Annotated in this window: 15 protein-coding genes; 5 read left to right on the top strand and 10 right to left on the bottom strand. The window is 56.3% G+C overall.

Translation table 11 applies throughout. The features are described from left to right. Positions 1-45: 45 nt before the first annotated feature. The gene (locus tag K1718_RS02755) at positions 46-2,112 is read right to left on the bottom strand and encodes a TRAP transporter large permease subunit (RefSeq protein ID WP_265679830.1); all 2,067 of its coding nucleotides are present in this window, start codon (positions 2,110-2,112) and stop codon (positions 46-48) included. A 121-nt stretch (positions 2,113-2,233) separates the two neighbouring features. Continuing rightward, a complete protein-coding gene (locus K1718_RS02750; protein ID WP_152499296.1) occupies positions 2,234-3,283 on the bottom strand; it encodes a TRAP transporter substrate-binding protein in 1,050 nt (349 codons plus the stop codon). Between the two features lie 246 nt (positions 3,284-3,529). Here K1718_RS02750 and K1718_RS02745 point away from each other — a divergent pair, with 246 nt between their 5' ends. After that, a complete protein-coding gene (locus K1718_RS02745; RefSeq protein ID WP_152499295.1) occupies positions 3,530-4,351 on the top strand; it encodes a FadR/GntR family transcriptional regulator in 822 nt (273 codons plus the stop codon). 109 nt (positions 4,352-4,460) lie between these two features. Here K1718_RS02745 and K1718_RS02740 read toward each other — a convergent pair whose 3' ends face one another. Continuing rightward, positions 4,461-7,034: a methyl-accepting chemotaxis protein gene (locus tag K1718_RS02740; protein ID WP_152499294.1), complete on the bottom strand. Its 2,574-nt coding sequence runs from the start codon at positions 7,032-7,034 to the stop codon at positions 4,461-4,463. 105 nt (positions 7,035-7,139) lie between these two features. Further along, positions 7,140-8,309, bottom strand: a complete 1,170-nt coding sequence (locus K1718_RS02735; RefSeq protein ID WP_247649326.1) for an ABC transporter substrate-binding protein — start codon at positions 8,307-8,309, stop codon at positions 7,140-7,142. 410 nt (positions 8,310-8,719) lie between these two features. Between K1718_RS02735 and denD the strand changes: the two genes are divergently transcribed. From denD to bktB, 4 genes are all read left to right on the top strand, one after another. Continuing rightward, positions 8,720-9,721 carry a D-erythronate dehydrogenase gene (denD, locus tag K1718_RS02730; RefSeq protein ID WP_265679831.1) on the top strand — a complete coding sequence of 334 codons (1,002 nt, stop codon included), beginning with the start codon at positions 8,720-8,722 and terminating at the stop codon, positions 9,719-9,721. Next, positions 9,718-10,494 carry an SDR family oxidoreductase gene (locus K1718_RS02725; protein WP_265679832.1) on the top strand — a complete coding sequence of 259 codons (777 nt, stop codon included), beginning with the start codon at positions 9,718-9,720 and terminating at the stop codon, positions 10,492-10,494. The genes denD and K1718_RS02725 overlap by 4 nt, the downstream gene beginning before the upstream one ends. A gap of 30 nt (positions 10,495-10,524) precedes the next feature. Then, entirely contained in the window at positions 10,525-11,514 is a 990-nt protein-coding gene (locus K1718_RS02720) for an NADPH:quinone reductase (RefSeq protein WP_265679833.1), read from the top strand. Between the two features lie 98 nt (positions 11,515-11,612). Continuing rightward, entirely contained in the window at positions 11,613-12,794 is a 1,182-nt protein-coding gene (bktB, locus tag K1718_RS02715) for a beta-ketothiolase BktB (RefSeq protein WP_265679834.1), read from the top strand. 83 nt (positions 12,795-12,877) lie between these two features. Here the strand turns inward: bktB and K1718_RS02710 are convergent, their stop codons facing one another. The 6 genes from K1718_RS02710 to napG form a co-directional block, all read right to left on the bottom strand. Next, positions 12,878-13,084: a DUF1737 domain-containing protein gene (locus K1718_RS02710; RefSeq protein ID WP_152499289.1), complete on the bottom strand. Its 207-nt coding sequence runs from the start codon at positions 13,082-13,084 to the stop codon at positions 12,878-12,880. A gap of 145 nt (positions 13,085-13,229) precedes the next feature. Beyond that, positions 13,230-13,496, bottom strand: coding sequence for a hypothetical protein (locus K1718_RS02705; protein ID WP_209006781.1), 267 nt, complete (start codon positions 13,494-13,496; stop codon positions 13,230-13,232). Between the two features lie 66 nt (positions 13,497-13,562). Then, positions 13,563-14,264 (bottom strand): NapC/NirT family cytochrome c, encoded by a 702-nt coding sequence (locus K1718_RS02700; protein WP_152499288.1) that lies wholly within the window; start codon positions 14,262-14,264, stop codon positions 13,563-13,565. Between the two features lie 24 nt (positions 14,265-14,288). Beyond that, complete coding sequence (locus tag K1718_RS02695) at positions 14,289-14,732, bottom strand: nitrate reductase cytochrome c-type subunit (RefSeq protein WP_265679835.1); 444 nt, start codon at positions 14,730-14,732, stop codon at positions 14,289-14,291. A 21-nt stretch (positions 14,733-14,753) separates the two neighbouring features. Next, the gene (gene napH, locus K1718_RS02690) at positions 14,754-15,665 is read right to left on the bottom strand and encodes a quinol dehydrogenase ferredoxin subunit NapH (RefSeq protein WP_152499286.1); all 912 of its coding nucleotides are present in this window, start codon (positions 15,663-15,665) and stop codon (positions 14,754-14,756) included. Further along, the gene (gene napG / locus K1718_RS02685) at positions 15,662-16,477 is read right to left on the bottom strand and encodes a ferredoxin-type protein NapG (protein ID WP_152499285.1); all 816 of its coding nucleotides are present in this window, start codon (positions 16,475-16,477) and stop codon (positions 15,662-15,664) included. Before napG ends, napH begins: the two co-directional genes overlap by 4 nt. Positions 16,478-16,485: the final 8 nt, after the last annotated feature.

Raw genomic sequence — 16,485 nt, 5'->3', positions numbered from 1 at the left:
TCCTTCGGCATACTTGGTGCCGCAGTTGTCGTGCCTGCTTTTTTGTCAGTATGCGACCGACGGCAACCACGTCGCGAGCGCGGGCCAAATGAAGACCAAAGCCAGGCCGAAGAGCTGCAACAGAACGAAAGGTATGATCCCTTTATAGATATCGGTCAGCTTGATCCCCTCCGGGCAAACTCCCTTCAGGTAGAAGAGTGAGAATCCGACCGGTGGCGTCAGGAACGAGGTTTGCAGCGTTACAGCGACCAGGATCACGAACCAAACGAGAGCAGGCTCATCCATCGCGCCGAACCCTGGAATGTCCAGGCCCAATCCATTGACGATCGGACGCATGAGCGGCAGCACGATCAGCGTGATTTCGATCCAGTCGAGTACAAAGCCCAGCAGGAACACGATGCAGAGAATGAAGATCACGGTGCCGCTCGGGCCGAGACCCGTTGAAGAAACCATGCTTTCAATTAGCTCATCACCGCCAAGTTCCCGCAGCACAAAGGAAAACACAGTCGCACCGAGGAAGATCGCAAAAATGTAGGCGGTGGTGTTGAACGTTGCCTTGAGCACGTTCCAGGTTTTGGTAAAGGTTAGCTTGCGGTAGGCAAGCGCAAGGAGCGTCGCTCCGATGGCCCCGATACCGGACGCTTCGGTAGGTGTGCAGATACCTGCGAATATTGAACCGAGCACGGCAAAGATCAATGCCAGCGGCGGGATAAGTGCGACAAAGATATCCTTGATCGCCGCCCAGTCGGGTGAGCGCGCATCGTCGGGAGCCGGGGCAGCTTTCGGATTGAGCAGAGCAAGACCGAAAATATAGAGCAGGTAGATCGCGCCGAGCAGCATTCCGGGAATTGCTGCCGCCATGAAGAGGTCGCCAACCGAAAGCGCCATCTGGTCCGCCATGATGACAAGCATGATTGAGGGCGGGATCAGAATACCCAGCGTGCCGGATGCAGCAACAACGCCGGTTGAAAGGGTTTTTGAATACCGATGTTGCATCATGGCCGGAAGGGACAGGACACCGAGGAGGACCACTGAAGCGCCTACGATACCGGTTGATGCGGCCAGAATAATGCCGATCAGCGTCACGGTGATGGCAAGTCCTCCGCGCACGGTTCCAAAGAGACGGGTCATCGAAGTCATCAAACGCTCGGCAACACCGCTTTCATCGAGCATCAGGCCCATGAAGATAAACATCGGCAGTGCCACCAGCACCGCATTCGACATGACAGCGTAAACACGGTTCACGACAGCGCCGAGGGTCAGGTAATCAAGACCGGTGAAGGTGTCCTCAAGTCCGGTCCAGGCCATGTTGCCCATGTCGAACTGATAGGCGAGGCCGCAGAAAATCATGCCGGTTCCCGCCAGGGTCCAGGCAACCGGAAATCCGGTGAACAACAACCCGACAAAGCTCATGAACATGGCAATGACGAGCATTTCTTCAGTCGTCTCAACCAGCGTCGACAAACCGGCCGTGATGAGGGCAAAAATTCCGATCAACACCAAAAGGCGCGTGAAGCCGCCGCCTTGCCGTTCGCTTGCATCGGCAACGAAAATCGCGTGAACGTCGTGCAGAAGGCGCGCAAGCGCAGCGATACCCAAAAGTACGAAACTGATGGGAATAATGGCTTTGAACGCCCAGCGATAGGCGAGACCGGTGGCGGAGGACGACCGTTCGTTGACGCGGTAGCTTTCAACGAAGTAGTCGAACCCCTGGTCGACCATCAGCCAGATAAAGGGCGCGAGCAGAAACAGAATTCCCAGAATTTCAACGATGCGTTGCGCGCGGCGTGACAACTGCATATGCAGAAGGTCAACCCGAACATGACTATCGGTCGTCAAAGCATATGAGACACCGATCATGGTCACAAGGCCATAGAAGTGCCATTGCAATTCGTCGAGTTTGGGAAAATTCAGATTGAAGGCGTAGCGCAGGACAACCTGGGCGACAATGGCTGCAATCAAGGCGAGGTTCGCCAACATGACGACGTGGCCGGTGACTTTCACAAGGTTGTCGATCGCCACGGCAAGACCAAAACGATCCTGATCCTCGTGTTCGGTTACCGCCTCATAGGTCTCGGCGAGATCGCCCTGGTAATTGACATTCGTGCTCATTGCACAACTCCTCCTCAAGCCGGCCGCAGCTCACCCGTGGGCGCTCCTCGTTGCGCCAGGAACTCAATTGGCTGAAAAATACTGGGCCGTGCCCGGCAAGCCGGGCACGGCGATTGCCGGATCAGAAGCGCGGCAAGAACGCGTTCTTTTCCCAAAGGTCGTAGTTCGAACGGAACTGGCTAAGGTCCGCATAAACTTCAGCGAAGTACTCGTTGTTGGCACTTTCTTCAGCCGCGACCTCTTCCCAGGTATCCCGGAAAGTCTGCAGCATTTCTGGGCTCCACTTGCGGATTTCAACGCCGTTCTCTTCCACGTTGCGCTTCAGAGCATCGAACTGCAGGGCTTCACCTTCTGCAAAGCTGTCGGCCATGGACGCCTTGCAGGCCTCTGCCAGAATGTGCTGGTGCTGTTCGGAAGCCTCGTTCCAGACGTCTTTGTTGATCAGAAGTTCAAAGACAGTGGCCTGCTGATGCCAGCCAGGGAAGTAGTTGTACTTGGCCACTTTGTGGAAGCCGAGGCGCTGGTCGATGGCCGGCATGGAAAACTCGGTTGCATCGATTGCACCTTTCTCAAGTGCCGGGAAAATTTCACCTCCGGGAAGAAGCGAGGTCGCAACGCCGAGTTTCTCCATCACTTTGCCACCAAGGCCGAAGAAACGCATTTTCAGGCCTTTGAGGTCTTCTGCGGAATTGATTTCCTTTGAAAACCAGCCGGATGTTTCCGGAGCAATGACGGCGCACGGCAGTACTTTAACGTTGTAACCGGCCTCGTCATACATGCGCTGATAGAGATCCAGGCCATTGCCGTAGTAGATCCAGGCCATGTATTCGCCCGCTTCAGGACCAAACGGAATTGCCGAGAAAAGCGGTGCTGCAGGGATCTTCCCTGCCCAGTAGCCCGCAGTGGTGTAACCCGCATTGATTTTGCCCGAGGACACCGCATCCAGGATTTCAAAGGCCGGCACCAGTTTGCCCGGCTCATAGACTTTCATGCGCAGCGTTCCACCGGACATGATCTCAACTTCTTCGGCAACTCGCGGGATCGGCGTGCCGAGGCTCGGCAGTTCGGTCGAAAACGCAACCGGCACTTTCAAAAGCAGCTTGTCAGCGGCAATGGCGGGCTGGGCGGCAAGGCCGGCGGCCAGAACAAGGCCGGTCAAAAATTTGGTCATCGTAACTCCTCCACAAGACCGGGGCAGCGCTATTCAGACAGCTGTCCCGCAACTAAGACACAGAGGTAAATAAAATTATCCACTAAATCAGTCAACAATTTTATTTACCTCTGCGTAGGTGCTGCGCCAATGAAACGGTCGTTCCGATAGGTAAGAAGCTGAATCTTGTTGGGTTTTCTGGCTACATCAGGAAAAACACTTGCCACTGAGGTAAACCAATATTACCTCTACTGACGGAGGTGCCGCATGAATGATCTCAACAGTCTGTTCGAGCCGATAGCTGCAGAGTCAGTGGTCGACCTGGTTGCGAACCAGATTGAAAACCTGATCGTCCAGGGCATCCTTCCCGAAGGTGCGCGGCTGCCCTCGGAACGGGAATTGTCGGAAAAGTTCGATGTCTCACGCCCCAAGGTTCGCGATGCGCTTAAGCGGCTGGAGGAGCTGGGACTGCTTCATGTCCGCCATGGCGAGGGCACCTTCGTTGCCCAACTTTCCGGACAGGCCATGACACCCGCGCTCATTGACCTATATGCGCGACACGGCATGGCCTTTTATGACTATCTTGAATATCGCAAGGAACAGGAAGCCTTTGCCACACGCTTGGCGGCTGAGCGCAGCACGCCGTCTGACAAGGCAGCAATCGCCGAAATCATCGAAGAGTTGAAACAGGCGCACGAAGCCGGTGACCTGGACACTTCGGAGCAGGCGGATGTTCGCCTGCACACCGCAATCGTGAATGCCAGCCACAATGCCATGCTGATCCACATGATGCGGTCTATCTATGATCTCACGCAGCGCGGCGTCTTCTACAATCGCCGCTATTTGCGCACAGTCGATGGCTCTGGCGACTCGCTTCTGCAACAACATATTCGCATTGCCGATGCCGTGATGTCGGGAGACCCAGGTGAAGCCGAAGCTGCCGCCCGCGATCACCTCGATTTTGTCGAGATGTCCTTCCGCATCGGCGAGGAACGTGAGCGCCGCGAAGCCTTTGCCAAGAAGCGCAAACTGGCATTGGAAACCACTGCGGCATCACCCGGACAGGCAAACGGCAGACCATCCAAATAAGCGATGTCAATGAAGAAGGCGGACACAGGATGTCCGCCTTCTCGTGTTTTTAGCAGGTAATACAAGGCCTTAAAACGAAAGGCCAAAGCCGTTCTGTTTCGACCCCGCTTCAGGCGGCAGCCACTCTGGCAAGGAAGTCGTCGACAACGACCTTCAGCCGGCTTGCATGATCAGCCACCTCGTTTGAGGCTGCCTCCACCTGCCCTGCGGACTGCGCTGCCTCAGCAACGGCATTCATGACACCAGAGATACTGTCCGCAACGCCCTGAGTTCCCTCAGCCGCTTCGCGCACATTCTGTGAGATCATGGACGTCGAAGCATCCTGTTCTTCAACAGCTGCAGCAATGGCCGAAGTTGTCTCGTCCGCCTGCTCCATCGTATCCCGGATTTCCTGGATTGCTGTCACACTCTCCGTCGTCGCACTTTGGATTGCCTCGATCTGCGTGGCAATCTCTTCCGTAGCATTCGACGTCTGAGTGGCGAGTTCCTTGACCTCTGCGGCAACAACCGCAAAGCCCTTGCCTGACTCGCCGGCCCTTGCAGCCTCGATGGTCGCATTGAGCGCCAGCAGGTTGGTTTGTTCGGCGATCGCGCGGATCAGGGTCACGACTTCGCCGATCCGGCTCGCAGCTTCTGCCAGTTCAGAAACCTTACTGGTCGTTGTCCGGGCACTTGCCGATGCACCTGTAACGATCTCGGTTGCCCGGGCAACCTGCTCGCCGATTTCCGCAATCGAACCGGCAAGCTGCTCGGTCGCAGCAGCAACCGATCCGACGTTTTCAGACGCTGCAGCAGAGCTGCTTTCCGCTTCGGAGGCCTGCGTCGTTGTCTCAGTTGAGATCTGGTTCAGAACCTGCGCAGTCGACTGCATCTGCTCCATATTGCCGGTAACAGTGCTGAGCACGGCTTCGATTTCATTGCGGAAATCCGTAATCAGATGCTCGATGGTATTCTGGCGGTCCTGCTGCGCATCCTGTTCGGACCTTGCAACGGCTTCAAGATTGTTGCGTTCGACCGCATTCTCCTTGAAGACTTCCATCGCCTGCGCCAAGTCACCGATTTCATCGCGGCGGGCCGTTCCGGCAACCGCGACGTCGAGTTGACCGTCTGCGAGTGCACGCGTGGCATCGACGAGCCCCAGAAGCGGACGAACCATGCCTCGGTCGACAACAAAGACACCGATGGCACCGGCAATCACCAGGCTTGCCAGACCAACGGCAATCAGAGCCATGGAGCCGTTTTCAAAAAGCTTGTTGATGCGCGTGGCCGCAACGTCGACTGCTGCAATTTCCATTTCGATGAGGGATGCAACTGAACGTCCAATCCGCTCCACCGCATAGAACATCTCGTTGACCTGAGCATTCGATTCCGCTGTGCTCTTCAGCTCTTCGAGGTGATCTCTCAGGAGGCCGTTCTCAGGATCACCATAGGCGAGCAGTTCATTCAGCTGGGCCTTGATTTCCTCGGAGTTCAGGCCCTCAAAGCCGTCGCGCATGTGCTTGGCGTCTGCGGTCACTTTTTCCTGAATGGGAACCAGCATTGCCGGGTCGTCGGTCAAGCCACCTTGAACCAGGGTCGCGACGAATTTGTTGGCGAAAGCCTGCGCTTCCAGCGTGCTTTTCAACTGACCGACCTGATTGTTCAGGAGATCGGAGATGATGGCCGAATTTTCCTCAACCGCTGTCTCGGTGTCGATGGTCAGGGTGAAGAGCTGATCGTCAATCTGCATGATGAGCGCATCATCAATGGCTTTTTGCAGTCCGATGGCTTCGTTCAATGTCGCCTTTTGCTGACCAATGCTGAGGGAATTCGAGCCGCGTTTCTCTAGCGTGGTTGCAGCCAGTGTCCGGAGCTGATCGAGTTCGTCGTCAGCGCCGGTGCTCAAATCCAAAGCGCTCAATTCACTCTGATATTGATCGATCTTCGCCTTCGTTGCGATGATCTTGTCTTCAAACACCGTCATAAGAGCCTTGTCGTCGACAAACGCAACTGTTTCAGCCAGTCCGACAAGCAGGTTCACTTCAGCACGGAGTTCCAAATAGAGTCTCAGCTTACCCATCTCGTCATTGGCAAGGCTGTTGACCAGGGATTTGCTTTGTTCTGCGGCATCTTCACCGCCCAGAACCACGGTGAAATAAGCATCGTCCACAATGGGTGTGATCGCATTGTGGACACCGTCATAGGCTTTGAAAAGTGCCGCCATGCGCGCATCTTTTGCATCTCTTGCCGCGATCTTTTCCTTGGTTGCAAGGTCCAGAACACCCAAAGTCTGCTGGAAGGTCTGGCTTTGGGAAAACAGTTCGTCGACGATTGTCCGGTTGGCATCGGATTTTACGAACTTGGCCTCGATACCTTCGATGACCGATACGGACTTTTCGAGTGCCTGAAAGGAAACTTCCTGGGACTGAAGCGTGACGCTGTTGGCAACGGCGGCCGCCGCGGTGGCGACTTCCGTGCTTGTCAGTGCAAGTTGAGCTGCATTTTCAATGGAAGGCAGGCGCTGTTCGGAAAGTTCAGCAAAGCCGCTCTCCACCCTTTGAAACGAGAACAGACCGATCCCGATTGCGGTTGCCGTCAAAAGAACAAGTCCGGCAAATGCGGTAAAAAGCTTCCCGCGAATTCTCAAATTAAAGATCGACTTTTCATTCGACCCACCAAAATTCAATCCCCGAAACCCAAGCATGGCACCCACAGTCCCCAAAAAACACGCATCTGTCGTCACGCCCGAAACCGGAACGACACGTTAAATCCGCTGGCCTGAACAGGTCAGGCCAGCAGATGTGTTTGCTTAGCTGGCAGGCTTGTCGATAGGTGCGAAGCTGCCGTCTTTCTGGATCGTTGTCAGGAACACATCGTCCATGCCCTGGTTGTCATCGGCTCCGAATGTAAGCGTTACACCGCCCAGATCGAATGCACCTGTGGACCAGAAAGCATCAAGGAAACCTTCGCGGGTGACGTCCTTGCCGGCTTTCTCAAGACCCATGACAGCCAAACGGCCGACAATGTAGCCTTCAAGGGAAACGAAACCCGGCTCAGCGGAAGCGTCCTTTGCCTTCAGGGCAGCCTGGTATTCTTTCACCAGCGGTACAGTCACATCCCACGGGAACGGAACAACCTGAGAAATGATGACACCTTCACCGGCATCGCCCAGCTCTGCGGAAAGAGCCTTGGAACCCACGAACGAAATATTGACGAATTCAGCGTCGAGCTTGACCTTCTTGGCCAGCTTGATGAATTCGGCAATCGGCTTGTAGGCGCCAACCATGACGACCGCCTGCGGCTTGGCTTTGCGGATTTCAAGAAGCGCAGATTTCACAGCTGTTGTGTTGCGCTGGTATGTGCCTTCGGCAACCAGTTCCAGGCCGCGCTTTTCAAGAGCTGCCTGCACGCCGGCGAGACCGACGCGGCCAAAACCATCGTCCTGATAAAGAATCGCAATCTTGTCGAGGCCCAGCGCACCGTTGAGATGCTCAATCCAGGCTTCTGTTTCGGCACCATAGGTCGCACGCACATTTACAATGTTGCCATGCGCCGGATCACGCAGGAAGCCGGCTCCGGTGAACGGACCAACAAACGGAACCTTGGCAGCCGTAGCAATCGGCTGGGTCGCCTTGGAAGTTGGTGTGCCGACCGGACCGATCAGGCTGAACACCTTGTTGTCGTTGATGAGCTTGTTGACGGCGGCAATCGAACGATCCGGCTCATAGCCGTCATCCATGCTGACAAGTTCAACCATACGGCCATGAACGCCACCGGCTGCATTTGCCTCGGCAAAAGCGGCTTCGATGCCGAGTTTCATTCCGGTACCCAGCGCGCCGGCCGGACCTTCAAGAGCGGCCGCCTGGCCGAACAGAATTTTGGCGTCACTGACACCGTCTTCCGCATTCGCAGAACCAAATGCAAACAGACAAGTTGCAGCCATAGCTGCAGCAAAAGACTTCCTGGATTTCGACAACATGTGTTACCCCCTAGAGTAAATAGCGTATAGCGACGCTAATTCCTTAGTCTAAGGCAAAGTTGTTAAGTGACCGTTTCGCTCGTTTATGTTTTTATTGTCATAAATACGCATAAAGCAATTTTAAGTTCCCGTAGTAGAGCTAATAGAATATTTAGAAAGTACTGGCCGCTATAATATAAGTTGCTAAATTTAATCGAGACAGCTCATAGGACCCGTTTTGCCTGTGTCACTCTGAGCGGACCCGAATGTGCCAAAACGACGTCTGCAACCTTCCGAAGATCTGCCGGCTTGGGTCGCCATTTTTGCTAAAACCAAGCTTGCCGGTTCAGACGCAAAACAGGATCTGAGAACAAATCTCTACCCTCCGCCACGCTCCCGGTGCATAAACCCAGCTCGGAGGATTTCTGCACATGCATCTCTTGATAATCGGCGCTGCCGGCATGATCGGCCGGAAACTTGTGGCTCGGCTCGCAGCTGAACCGGATTGTTTTGGTTTTGACGTCGATCGGCTGACGTTGGCCGATGTCGTTGAACCCTTGGCTCCTGAACCACTGAAAGATGTCACAACAACGAGAACACTCAGTCTGGCCGATCCCGGCGCTGCCGAAAGCCTGGTCTCCGGCCAGCAGGATACGGGCAGACCTGATGTGATCATTCACCTCGCGGCGATCGTCTCAGGCGAGGCTGAAGCTGACTTCGAAAAAGGATACATGATCAACCTTGATGGCAGCCGTTTTCTTTTTGAGGCGATCCGCAAGGAAGGTTTGCGTCAACCCTATTGTCCGAGACTGGTTTTCGCATCATCTCTCGCCGTATACGGTGAACCTTTCCCGGAGAAAATCGGCGACGAATTTCATCTGACACCGCTCACCAGTTACGGAACGCAAAAGGCCATCGCAGAACTGCTGATCTCTGACTATACGCGCAAAGGCATTTTTGACGGTATCGGCCTGCGGCTGCCAACCATCTGTGTGCGTCCCGGAAAACCGAACAAAGCGGCCTCCGGTTTCTTCTCCAATATTGTCCGCGAGCCGCTGGCAGGTCAGGAAGCCGTCTTGCCTGTTGAAGACAGCGTTCGGCATTGGTTCGCAAGCCCACGCGCCGCCGTCGGTTTCTTCGTCCATGCCGTTCGCCTTGATACCGAGCAGGTCGGTCTTCGCCGCAACCTCACCATGCCGGGCCTTTCCGCTCGTGTCGGCGACCAGATTGACGCCTTGAGGCGTGTTGCCGGTGACAAGGCAGTCAACCTCATTCGCCGGGAGCCAGATGCGGGGATCGCAAGCATCGTCTCCGGCTGGCCGCGAGACTTTGTACCACAACGCGCTCTCGAGCTTGGATTTGAAGCCGAGACGCGTTTTGACGAAATCATTCACATCCACATTGAAGACGAATTGGAAGGCAAACTGATATGAACGCTAACGGGTTTGATATAGATGGCCGGATCGCACTCGTCACCGGGGGCGGCAGCGGCGTCGGCAAGGCCGTAGCGCGCGGTTTGGCATCTGCAGGATGGCGGGTTGTCATCGCCGGACGCAGGTTGGGCGTCCTGGAAGAAACAGCAGCTGCATTGACTTCAGAAACCGGCGGCGACGTAATTCCGATGTCTGCAGACATCGGTGATCCTGCAGCGGTAAAGGCTCTGTTCGAGGCGATCGGCACACGCTTTGGCCGCCTTGATCTCCTTGTCAACAATGCCGGCATTTCAAATTCTGCAGTGCCGCTTGAGGACATCTCCTTTGAGGAATGGAACAACGTGGTCGGCGCCAATCTGACCGGGGCGTTCCTGTGCACGCAGGAAGCGTTCCGGCTGATGAAGGCACAGAAGCCGCAAGGGGGTCGTATTGTAAACAATGGATCGATTTCGGCGACGACGCCACGCCCCTTCTCCGCGCCCTATACGGCAACGAAACACGCCATCACCGGACTGACCAAGTCATCCGCTTTGGACGGACGTCCGTACGATATTGCCTGCGGCCAGATAGATATCGGCAACGCCGCCAGCGAGATGACGTCAAGGATGGGGGGCGGCGTGCCCCAGGCCAATGGCGAGATTGCCCCGGAACCGACAATCAATCCTCAACACATTGCGGATGCCGTGGTCTATATGGCCGGACTGCCACTCGATGCGAATGTGCTGAGCCTGACGGTTATGGCGACAAAGATGCCGTTTGTCGGACGCGGCTAAGCACACTCAAGCCCTTGTTTGGAGATCCCGATGCGCGCAATCACATATGATCGGTTCGGCTCTGCCGAAGATGTTTTGTGCCCGGAGACCCTGCCGGATCCGACGCCTTCGGGCGGCGAGGTGCTGGTCCGAGTGCACGTATCCGGCGTTAATCCATCCGACGTGAAAGCCCGCGCCGGCTCGCGTCCCGGGGTAACCGAGCCGCCATTTCCAAAAATCATTCCGCATAGCGACGGGGCGGGTGTAATTGAAGCCGTTGGCGAAGGCGTCGATCCATCAAGAATTGGCGAGCGGGTCTGGATCTGGAACGGCCAATGGCAACGTGCTTTCGGCACGGCGGCAGAATTTGTTTCACTGCCTGAGGACCAGGCTGTCACGCTCCCAGAAAACGTTTCCTTTGAAGTTGGCGCCGCACTTGGCATTCCAGGCCTGACAGCGGTTCAGGCAGTGCTTGGCAGCGGTCCTGTCTCGGACGGAACAGTCCTTGTCAGCGGTGGCGCTGGAACGGTCGGCCATCTGGCAATCCAGGTTGCCGCAGCTTCCGGGGCCCGGGTTCTGGCAACGGCAAGAGGCGACGAAGCTCTGGCAGCGGCGCGGCAAGCCGGCGCAGAACATGTGTTCGACTATACCGATGAACGGCTTGCGGACCAGATCATGGAGGCAACAGGCGGCGCTCCGGTGGACCGCATAGTCGAAGTAGAATTTGGTCAGAATGTTGAGACCAACACCCGTATCATCGCCGAACGCGGCACAATTGCAGCTTACGGGTCAGCAAAGAACATGACCCCGACCCTGCCGTTTTATCCGTTGATGTTCAAAGCCGTGACGATCGATCTGTTGCTGATCTACATTCTGTCGAAAAAAGAGCGGGATATAGCAACACAACAACTGACCGGTTTGCTTGAACGTAACGCTCTCAACTTCCGGATCTCTGAAATACTGGATCTGACAGACTGCGCCAGAGCTCACGATATGGTCGCCTCAGGGCAGCGCTCTGGATCCGTCCTGTTGAAGGTCTGATGACCAGCAGCTTCAAGCATGCTCCCCTTTTGGCCGACTGGAAGTCCAGCGCCAGGAAGGGCATGCTTATAATTGTCTTTTGAAACAAGGTCGGATCGATGAAAGAGATTGTAATCGCAAGCGCAGCCCGAACGGCGGTCGGGAGTTTTGGCGGCTCGCTCAAGGACACACCGCCCATCGACCTTGCAACCAAGGTTGCCGAAGCGGCCATCGAGCGTGCCGGGATTGAAGCGGGGTCCATCGACCAGGCATTTCTTGGCAACGTGATCCACACGGAGCCACGTGACATGTATATCGCCAGGGTCGCGTCCCGTCAGGCAGGTGTGCCGGATCATGCGCCCGCTCTAACCATGAATCGCCTCTGCGGCAGCGGTTTGCAGTCAATTGTCTCTTCAGTGCAAGCCATCACACTTGGTGATGGCGACGTCACGCTTGCGGGCGGTGCAGAGAGCATGAGCAGAGCAGGATATTCGTTGCCTGGCGCACGTTTCGGCCAGCGCATGGGAGATGCCCAGATCGTCGACATGATGACAGGCGCTCTGCATGATCCGTTCGGCATAGGTCACATGGGTGTAACGGCAGAAAATGTCGCCGAAAAGTATGGCATCGATCGTGACCGTCAGGATGCATTTGCTCTCGAAAGCCATCGCAGAGCCAGTGAAGCCATCAAGGAAGGTCGGTTCAAGGATCAGATCGTTCCGCTGAATGTTGGCCGACGCGGCCGGGAAACGGTGTTTGACACCGATGAACACGTCCGCAATGACGCCAAACCCGAAGACATGGCCAAGCTGCGTCCAGTGTTCAAGAAGGATGGCATGGTTACAGCAGGAAACGCGTCCGGCCTCAATGACGGCGCCGCCGCGCTTATTTTGATGTCGGCGGAAAAAGCCAAAGAGCTTGGCGTGGTTCCACTTGTGCGCATCCGGTCCTACGGAGTTGCCGGGGTTGATCCTGCCATCATGGGTATTGGCCCGGTACCGGCGATGCAAATCGCCATGACACGGGCCGGCATCCAAGCGGATGACCTTGCCGTCGTTGAATCAAACGAGGCATTTGCGGCACAAGCATGTGCGGTCAACGATCAACTGGGGTTGCCGTCGGAGAATGTCAATCCGAACGGAGGCGCCGTGGCACTCGGTCATCCCATCGGTGCAACGGGCGCGATTATCATGACCAAGTTGATCTACGAACTGCGTCGGCGCGAAGAAAGCCTTGGAGCAGCCACCATGTGCATCGGCGGAGGTCAGGGAATTGCCGTGATCGTGGAAAACTTGATGTAGGCTGCACTGCCCCGTTTTTTTAACACCCGAATATTCGGCGGCAGCAACCGGGCTTGCCGCCGAAGCTCCGCAAACTCAATGGGTCAGTAGTCGCCGAGTTTCATATCCCGCGAATAGGTCTCACCCTCGACGTCTTTGGTGACGGCCTGACCGCAAATGGTGGCGCCGCGCGTCGCATCGTAGGTAAGTGACGGGGACCCTTGAAGTTGCCAGCCCTTGTTGAGGGCCTGAGTAACACGGTGACAGAACTCGCTGTCGTCGACGCCGGTGATGAACCGATACAGTTTCATGGAAATTCTCTTTGGTCCTGTGCAGCTGATTGCTTCTCCCGCATGTAGCCCGCTGGAACGTCATCGTCCACCCGGCGCATGCGGAGAAGTCTTTTTTGTCAGCAGCCTGTCTGGATCCTTTTCGAGAAAATACCGGCCGGTAAACTCAGGCCGTCGCGCCCCGGTGCCGGATGGCACAGCCAAGGCTGCCGGCCAGAACACCGACCAGAACTGCGATTGCAAGGTCGAAATAACCAATTTCAGAAGCATGGAAGCCCGCAAAAACAACGGTTTCAAAAACACCGACGAGCCCGCCCATTACCGCGGCAACCAGCCAGTTCCGTGTCATCATCCCAAGCGCCAGGCCCAGGATACCGGGCAGGCTGAGTATGTTGCCCCCAATGGTTCCGAGTAGATCGAGAATGCCAAGCATACTTTAGCCTTTTCTTTCTCTGAGCAGTTGAGAGCGCCAACCGTTGGAATTGGCGCTCAAAGCGTTTTACTTGGACAGTTTGCCGACATAGGACTGAATCGCTGCAACATCGTCGGTCTTCGGAGACAAAGGCGCTTTTTCAGCCTGAATCTCATCAACGATGCGCTTGTATTCCTCCAGGTGCCCCGGTGGCAGCGCGTGTGCGATGCCCTGGTGACAGTCGATGCAGGTCATGTTTTCATCGATGGCCCGCTGGTGTTCGGCTGCCGCCCGGTTTTCCTGGATTGTGAAGTCCATATATTCGAACGAATGGCAATTGCGACACTCCCGGCTGTCGGAAGCTTTCATTTTCCGCCAGACCAGCGATGCCATCTCAAGCCGATGAGCTTCGTACTTTTCAGGCGTACTGATTGTGCCCATGATCTCGTGATAGACGTCTTTCACCGCGATGATCTTGGCCTTGACCTTGTGCTGCCATTCGTGCGGGACGTGGCAATCGGAACAGATCGCACGCACACCCGAATGGTTGTTGTAGTGGATGGTCTCGCGATATTCGCCAAGGTTGGTTTCCATCGTGTGGCAGGAAACACAGAACTCCTCTGTGTTTGTCAGCTCCATGCTCCAGTTGAATGCACCCCAGAACAGGACACCGCCGAGAAACCCGGCAATGACGATGAACCCTACGCTGAAGGCCGATACCGGGCTCCAGAATCCGTTCCATAGCCTGCCAATCAGGCCACGCTTCGGTTTGTCGTTGGGATCTTTCATGATCTCTTATCTCCCGTTCCCTTGTCAGCGCGACGTGCTAGAGGATTGAAAGTCATTTCCGACAAGTTCAGGGGCATTGGCCTGCGGAACGTGGCACTGGTTGCAGAACCAACGGGTTCCGGCAACGGTGTCCAGCTGGTTGCCTTCCCGGTCGAGATAATGGGTCATGGACAGGGTTGGCGCTCCGCGCTCACCGGCAACCGCCCAGTCATGACAACTGAGGCACTGGTTGGTGCGCTTGTCCATCTGGTACTGGGAGATGGAATGCGGGATCAAAGGCGGCTGCTGGCGATAATTGCGTGGCATGCGCCCTTCGATCTGTTTGTGAACGCCGTCGACGGCCCGGGTATCTTCCAACTCGGCACCCCGCAAACTCTGGACACTGCCAGACGACTGGGCGATCGCGAAGCCGGCCAGGACTGTCGTGATCGCGATGGCGGAAATTCCCAAAAGGACCGGCATTTTCATGTCTATTCTCCGATGCTCCGTTCAAGCGGCCTGTTCAGTTGCCGCATCCACCGCCGTGGAGACGGTTTTTTTGGCTCGATTGTCATAGCGGTGGGTAAAGGCGAAAACGTCGACCGAACAGACGTCAATGCAGCGTCCGCAGTTGGTGCAGTCCGGTGACAAAATCAGGGGTGTTTCTCCGTCCTTGCCTTTCAGGGCCGGCGAAATCACATGGTTCTCGGGGCAGACCGCATAGCAATCCATGCAGTCATCGCAATCAACGCGATTCACGGCGCTGACACGCAAGACGCTCTTTGTCCCAACGAGACTGTAGAATGCGCCGACCGGGCAAATATGGCTGCACCAGCCGCGCCGCGACACCACGAGGTCAAAGAGGAATATTGCAACGACAAGCGCCCAGACAAAGCCCATCCCGAATATCAGTCCGCGATGCAGCATCGTGATGGGGTTGATCAACTCCCAGGCGACCGTGCCGGTTATCGCACTGACCAGAAGTACGGTTCCAAGGATCCAGAAACGGGTCGTGCGCTTTGGCTGCCAGCCTTTCTGCAAACCGAGACGCTCATGCAGCCAATGGGCAGCATCGGTGATCGGATTGATCGGACAGACCCAGGAACAATAGACCCTGCCGCCGATCAACGCGTAGACCGCCAGTACAATGACAGCCCCGACAAGAGCGGTGACTTCGGGCAAATGGCCGGCAACAATGCTCTGTGCCAGAACAAGCGGGTCCGTCAGCGGCAACACTTCAAATGTGCGGGAGCCGGCAAGCGTACCGACGACCCACCAGATGCCGAACCAGGGCCCCAGCAGAAAAAGCAGCAGAAAAAACGCCTGTGACAGGCGACGCAACAACAGGAATCGATGAGCGTTGAACCATCCCTTGAGCTGAATGGCTTCCTGGCCAACGGGAAGTCTGGTCTTGGCACTCATTGGCCGCCTCCCGGAAGTTTGAAGGCCGGTTCAAACGCCGGCACTTCAGAGCTGGTACCAGGTATCTCCGGCATTCTGTCCGGCAGATCGATTATGCCTTCAACAACGGGCGCGCCCTTGCGCTCCTTCTCTTCCCAGCCCTTGAGATAGTGCTCGGCAGACGAGCCGCGCGCCAGGCGCGTTGGCAGAACCTTGATGGCCGCATCCGGCAGGACGCAGCTCCTTTCGCAAACGCCGCACCCCGTGCAATGGTCGGCATGCACGGTCGGCGAGAAAATGGCGTGGTGACCCGAACGGGTGTTGTGGGACGGCTCCAGCGTGATTGCTTCGTCAATCACCGGACAAACGCGATAGCAGACATCGCAGCGAAGCCCCAGAAAGTTCAGACAGTTTTCCTGATCCACCAGCACGGCTGTTCCCATGCGAGCGTCATCGATGTTTTTCAGACCGGGATCGAGGGCTCCCGTCGGGCACGCTTCGACACACGGAATGTCGTCGCACATTTCGCAAGGAACCGTGCGCGCAGTGAAATAGGGAGTGCCTGTGGCCGGTCCGTCTTCACCCAGTTCCGCGAGTTTCAGTGTGTCATAAGGGCAGTCGCGCACACACAGGCCGCAGCGGATACAGGCAGACAGAAAGTCAGATTCAGGCAGGGCTCCAGGTGGCCGAAGCGCTTCAGCAGGCAAGGCACGCGCATCGCGTGCCAGATAGGCAAGCAGCGTGCCCGCCACCGCGCACCCGCCCGCCATCCGCGCCGTATCCGTGAGGAAACGGCGGCGGTCGACAGATCTCGGTTTTCCGGTGGCGGACATTGCTAGCT

The organism is Roseibium porphyridii, from assembly GCF_026191725.2.
GTDB classification, from domain to species: Bacteria; Pseudomonadota; Alphaproteobacteria; order Rhizobiales; family Stappiaceae; genus Roseibium; species Roseibium porphyridii.
Note: the sequence above shows the minus strand (reverse complement) of the source record. Positions and strands in the feature narration are given on the sequence as shown.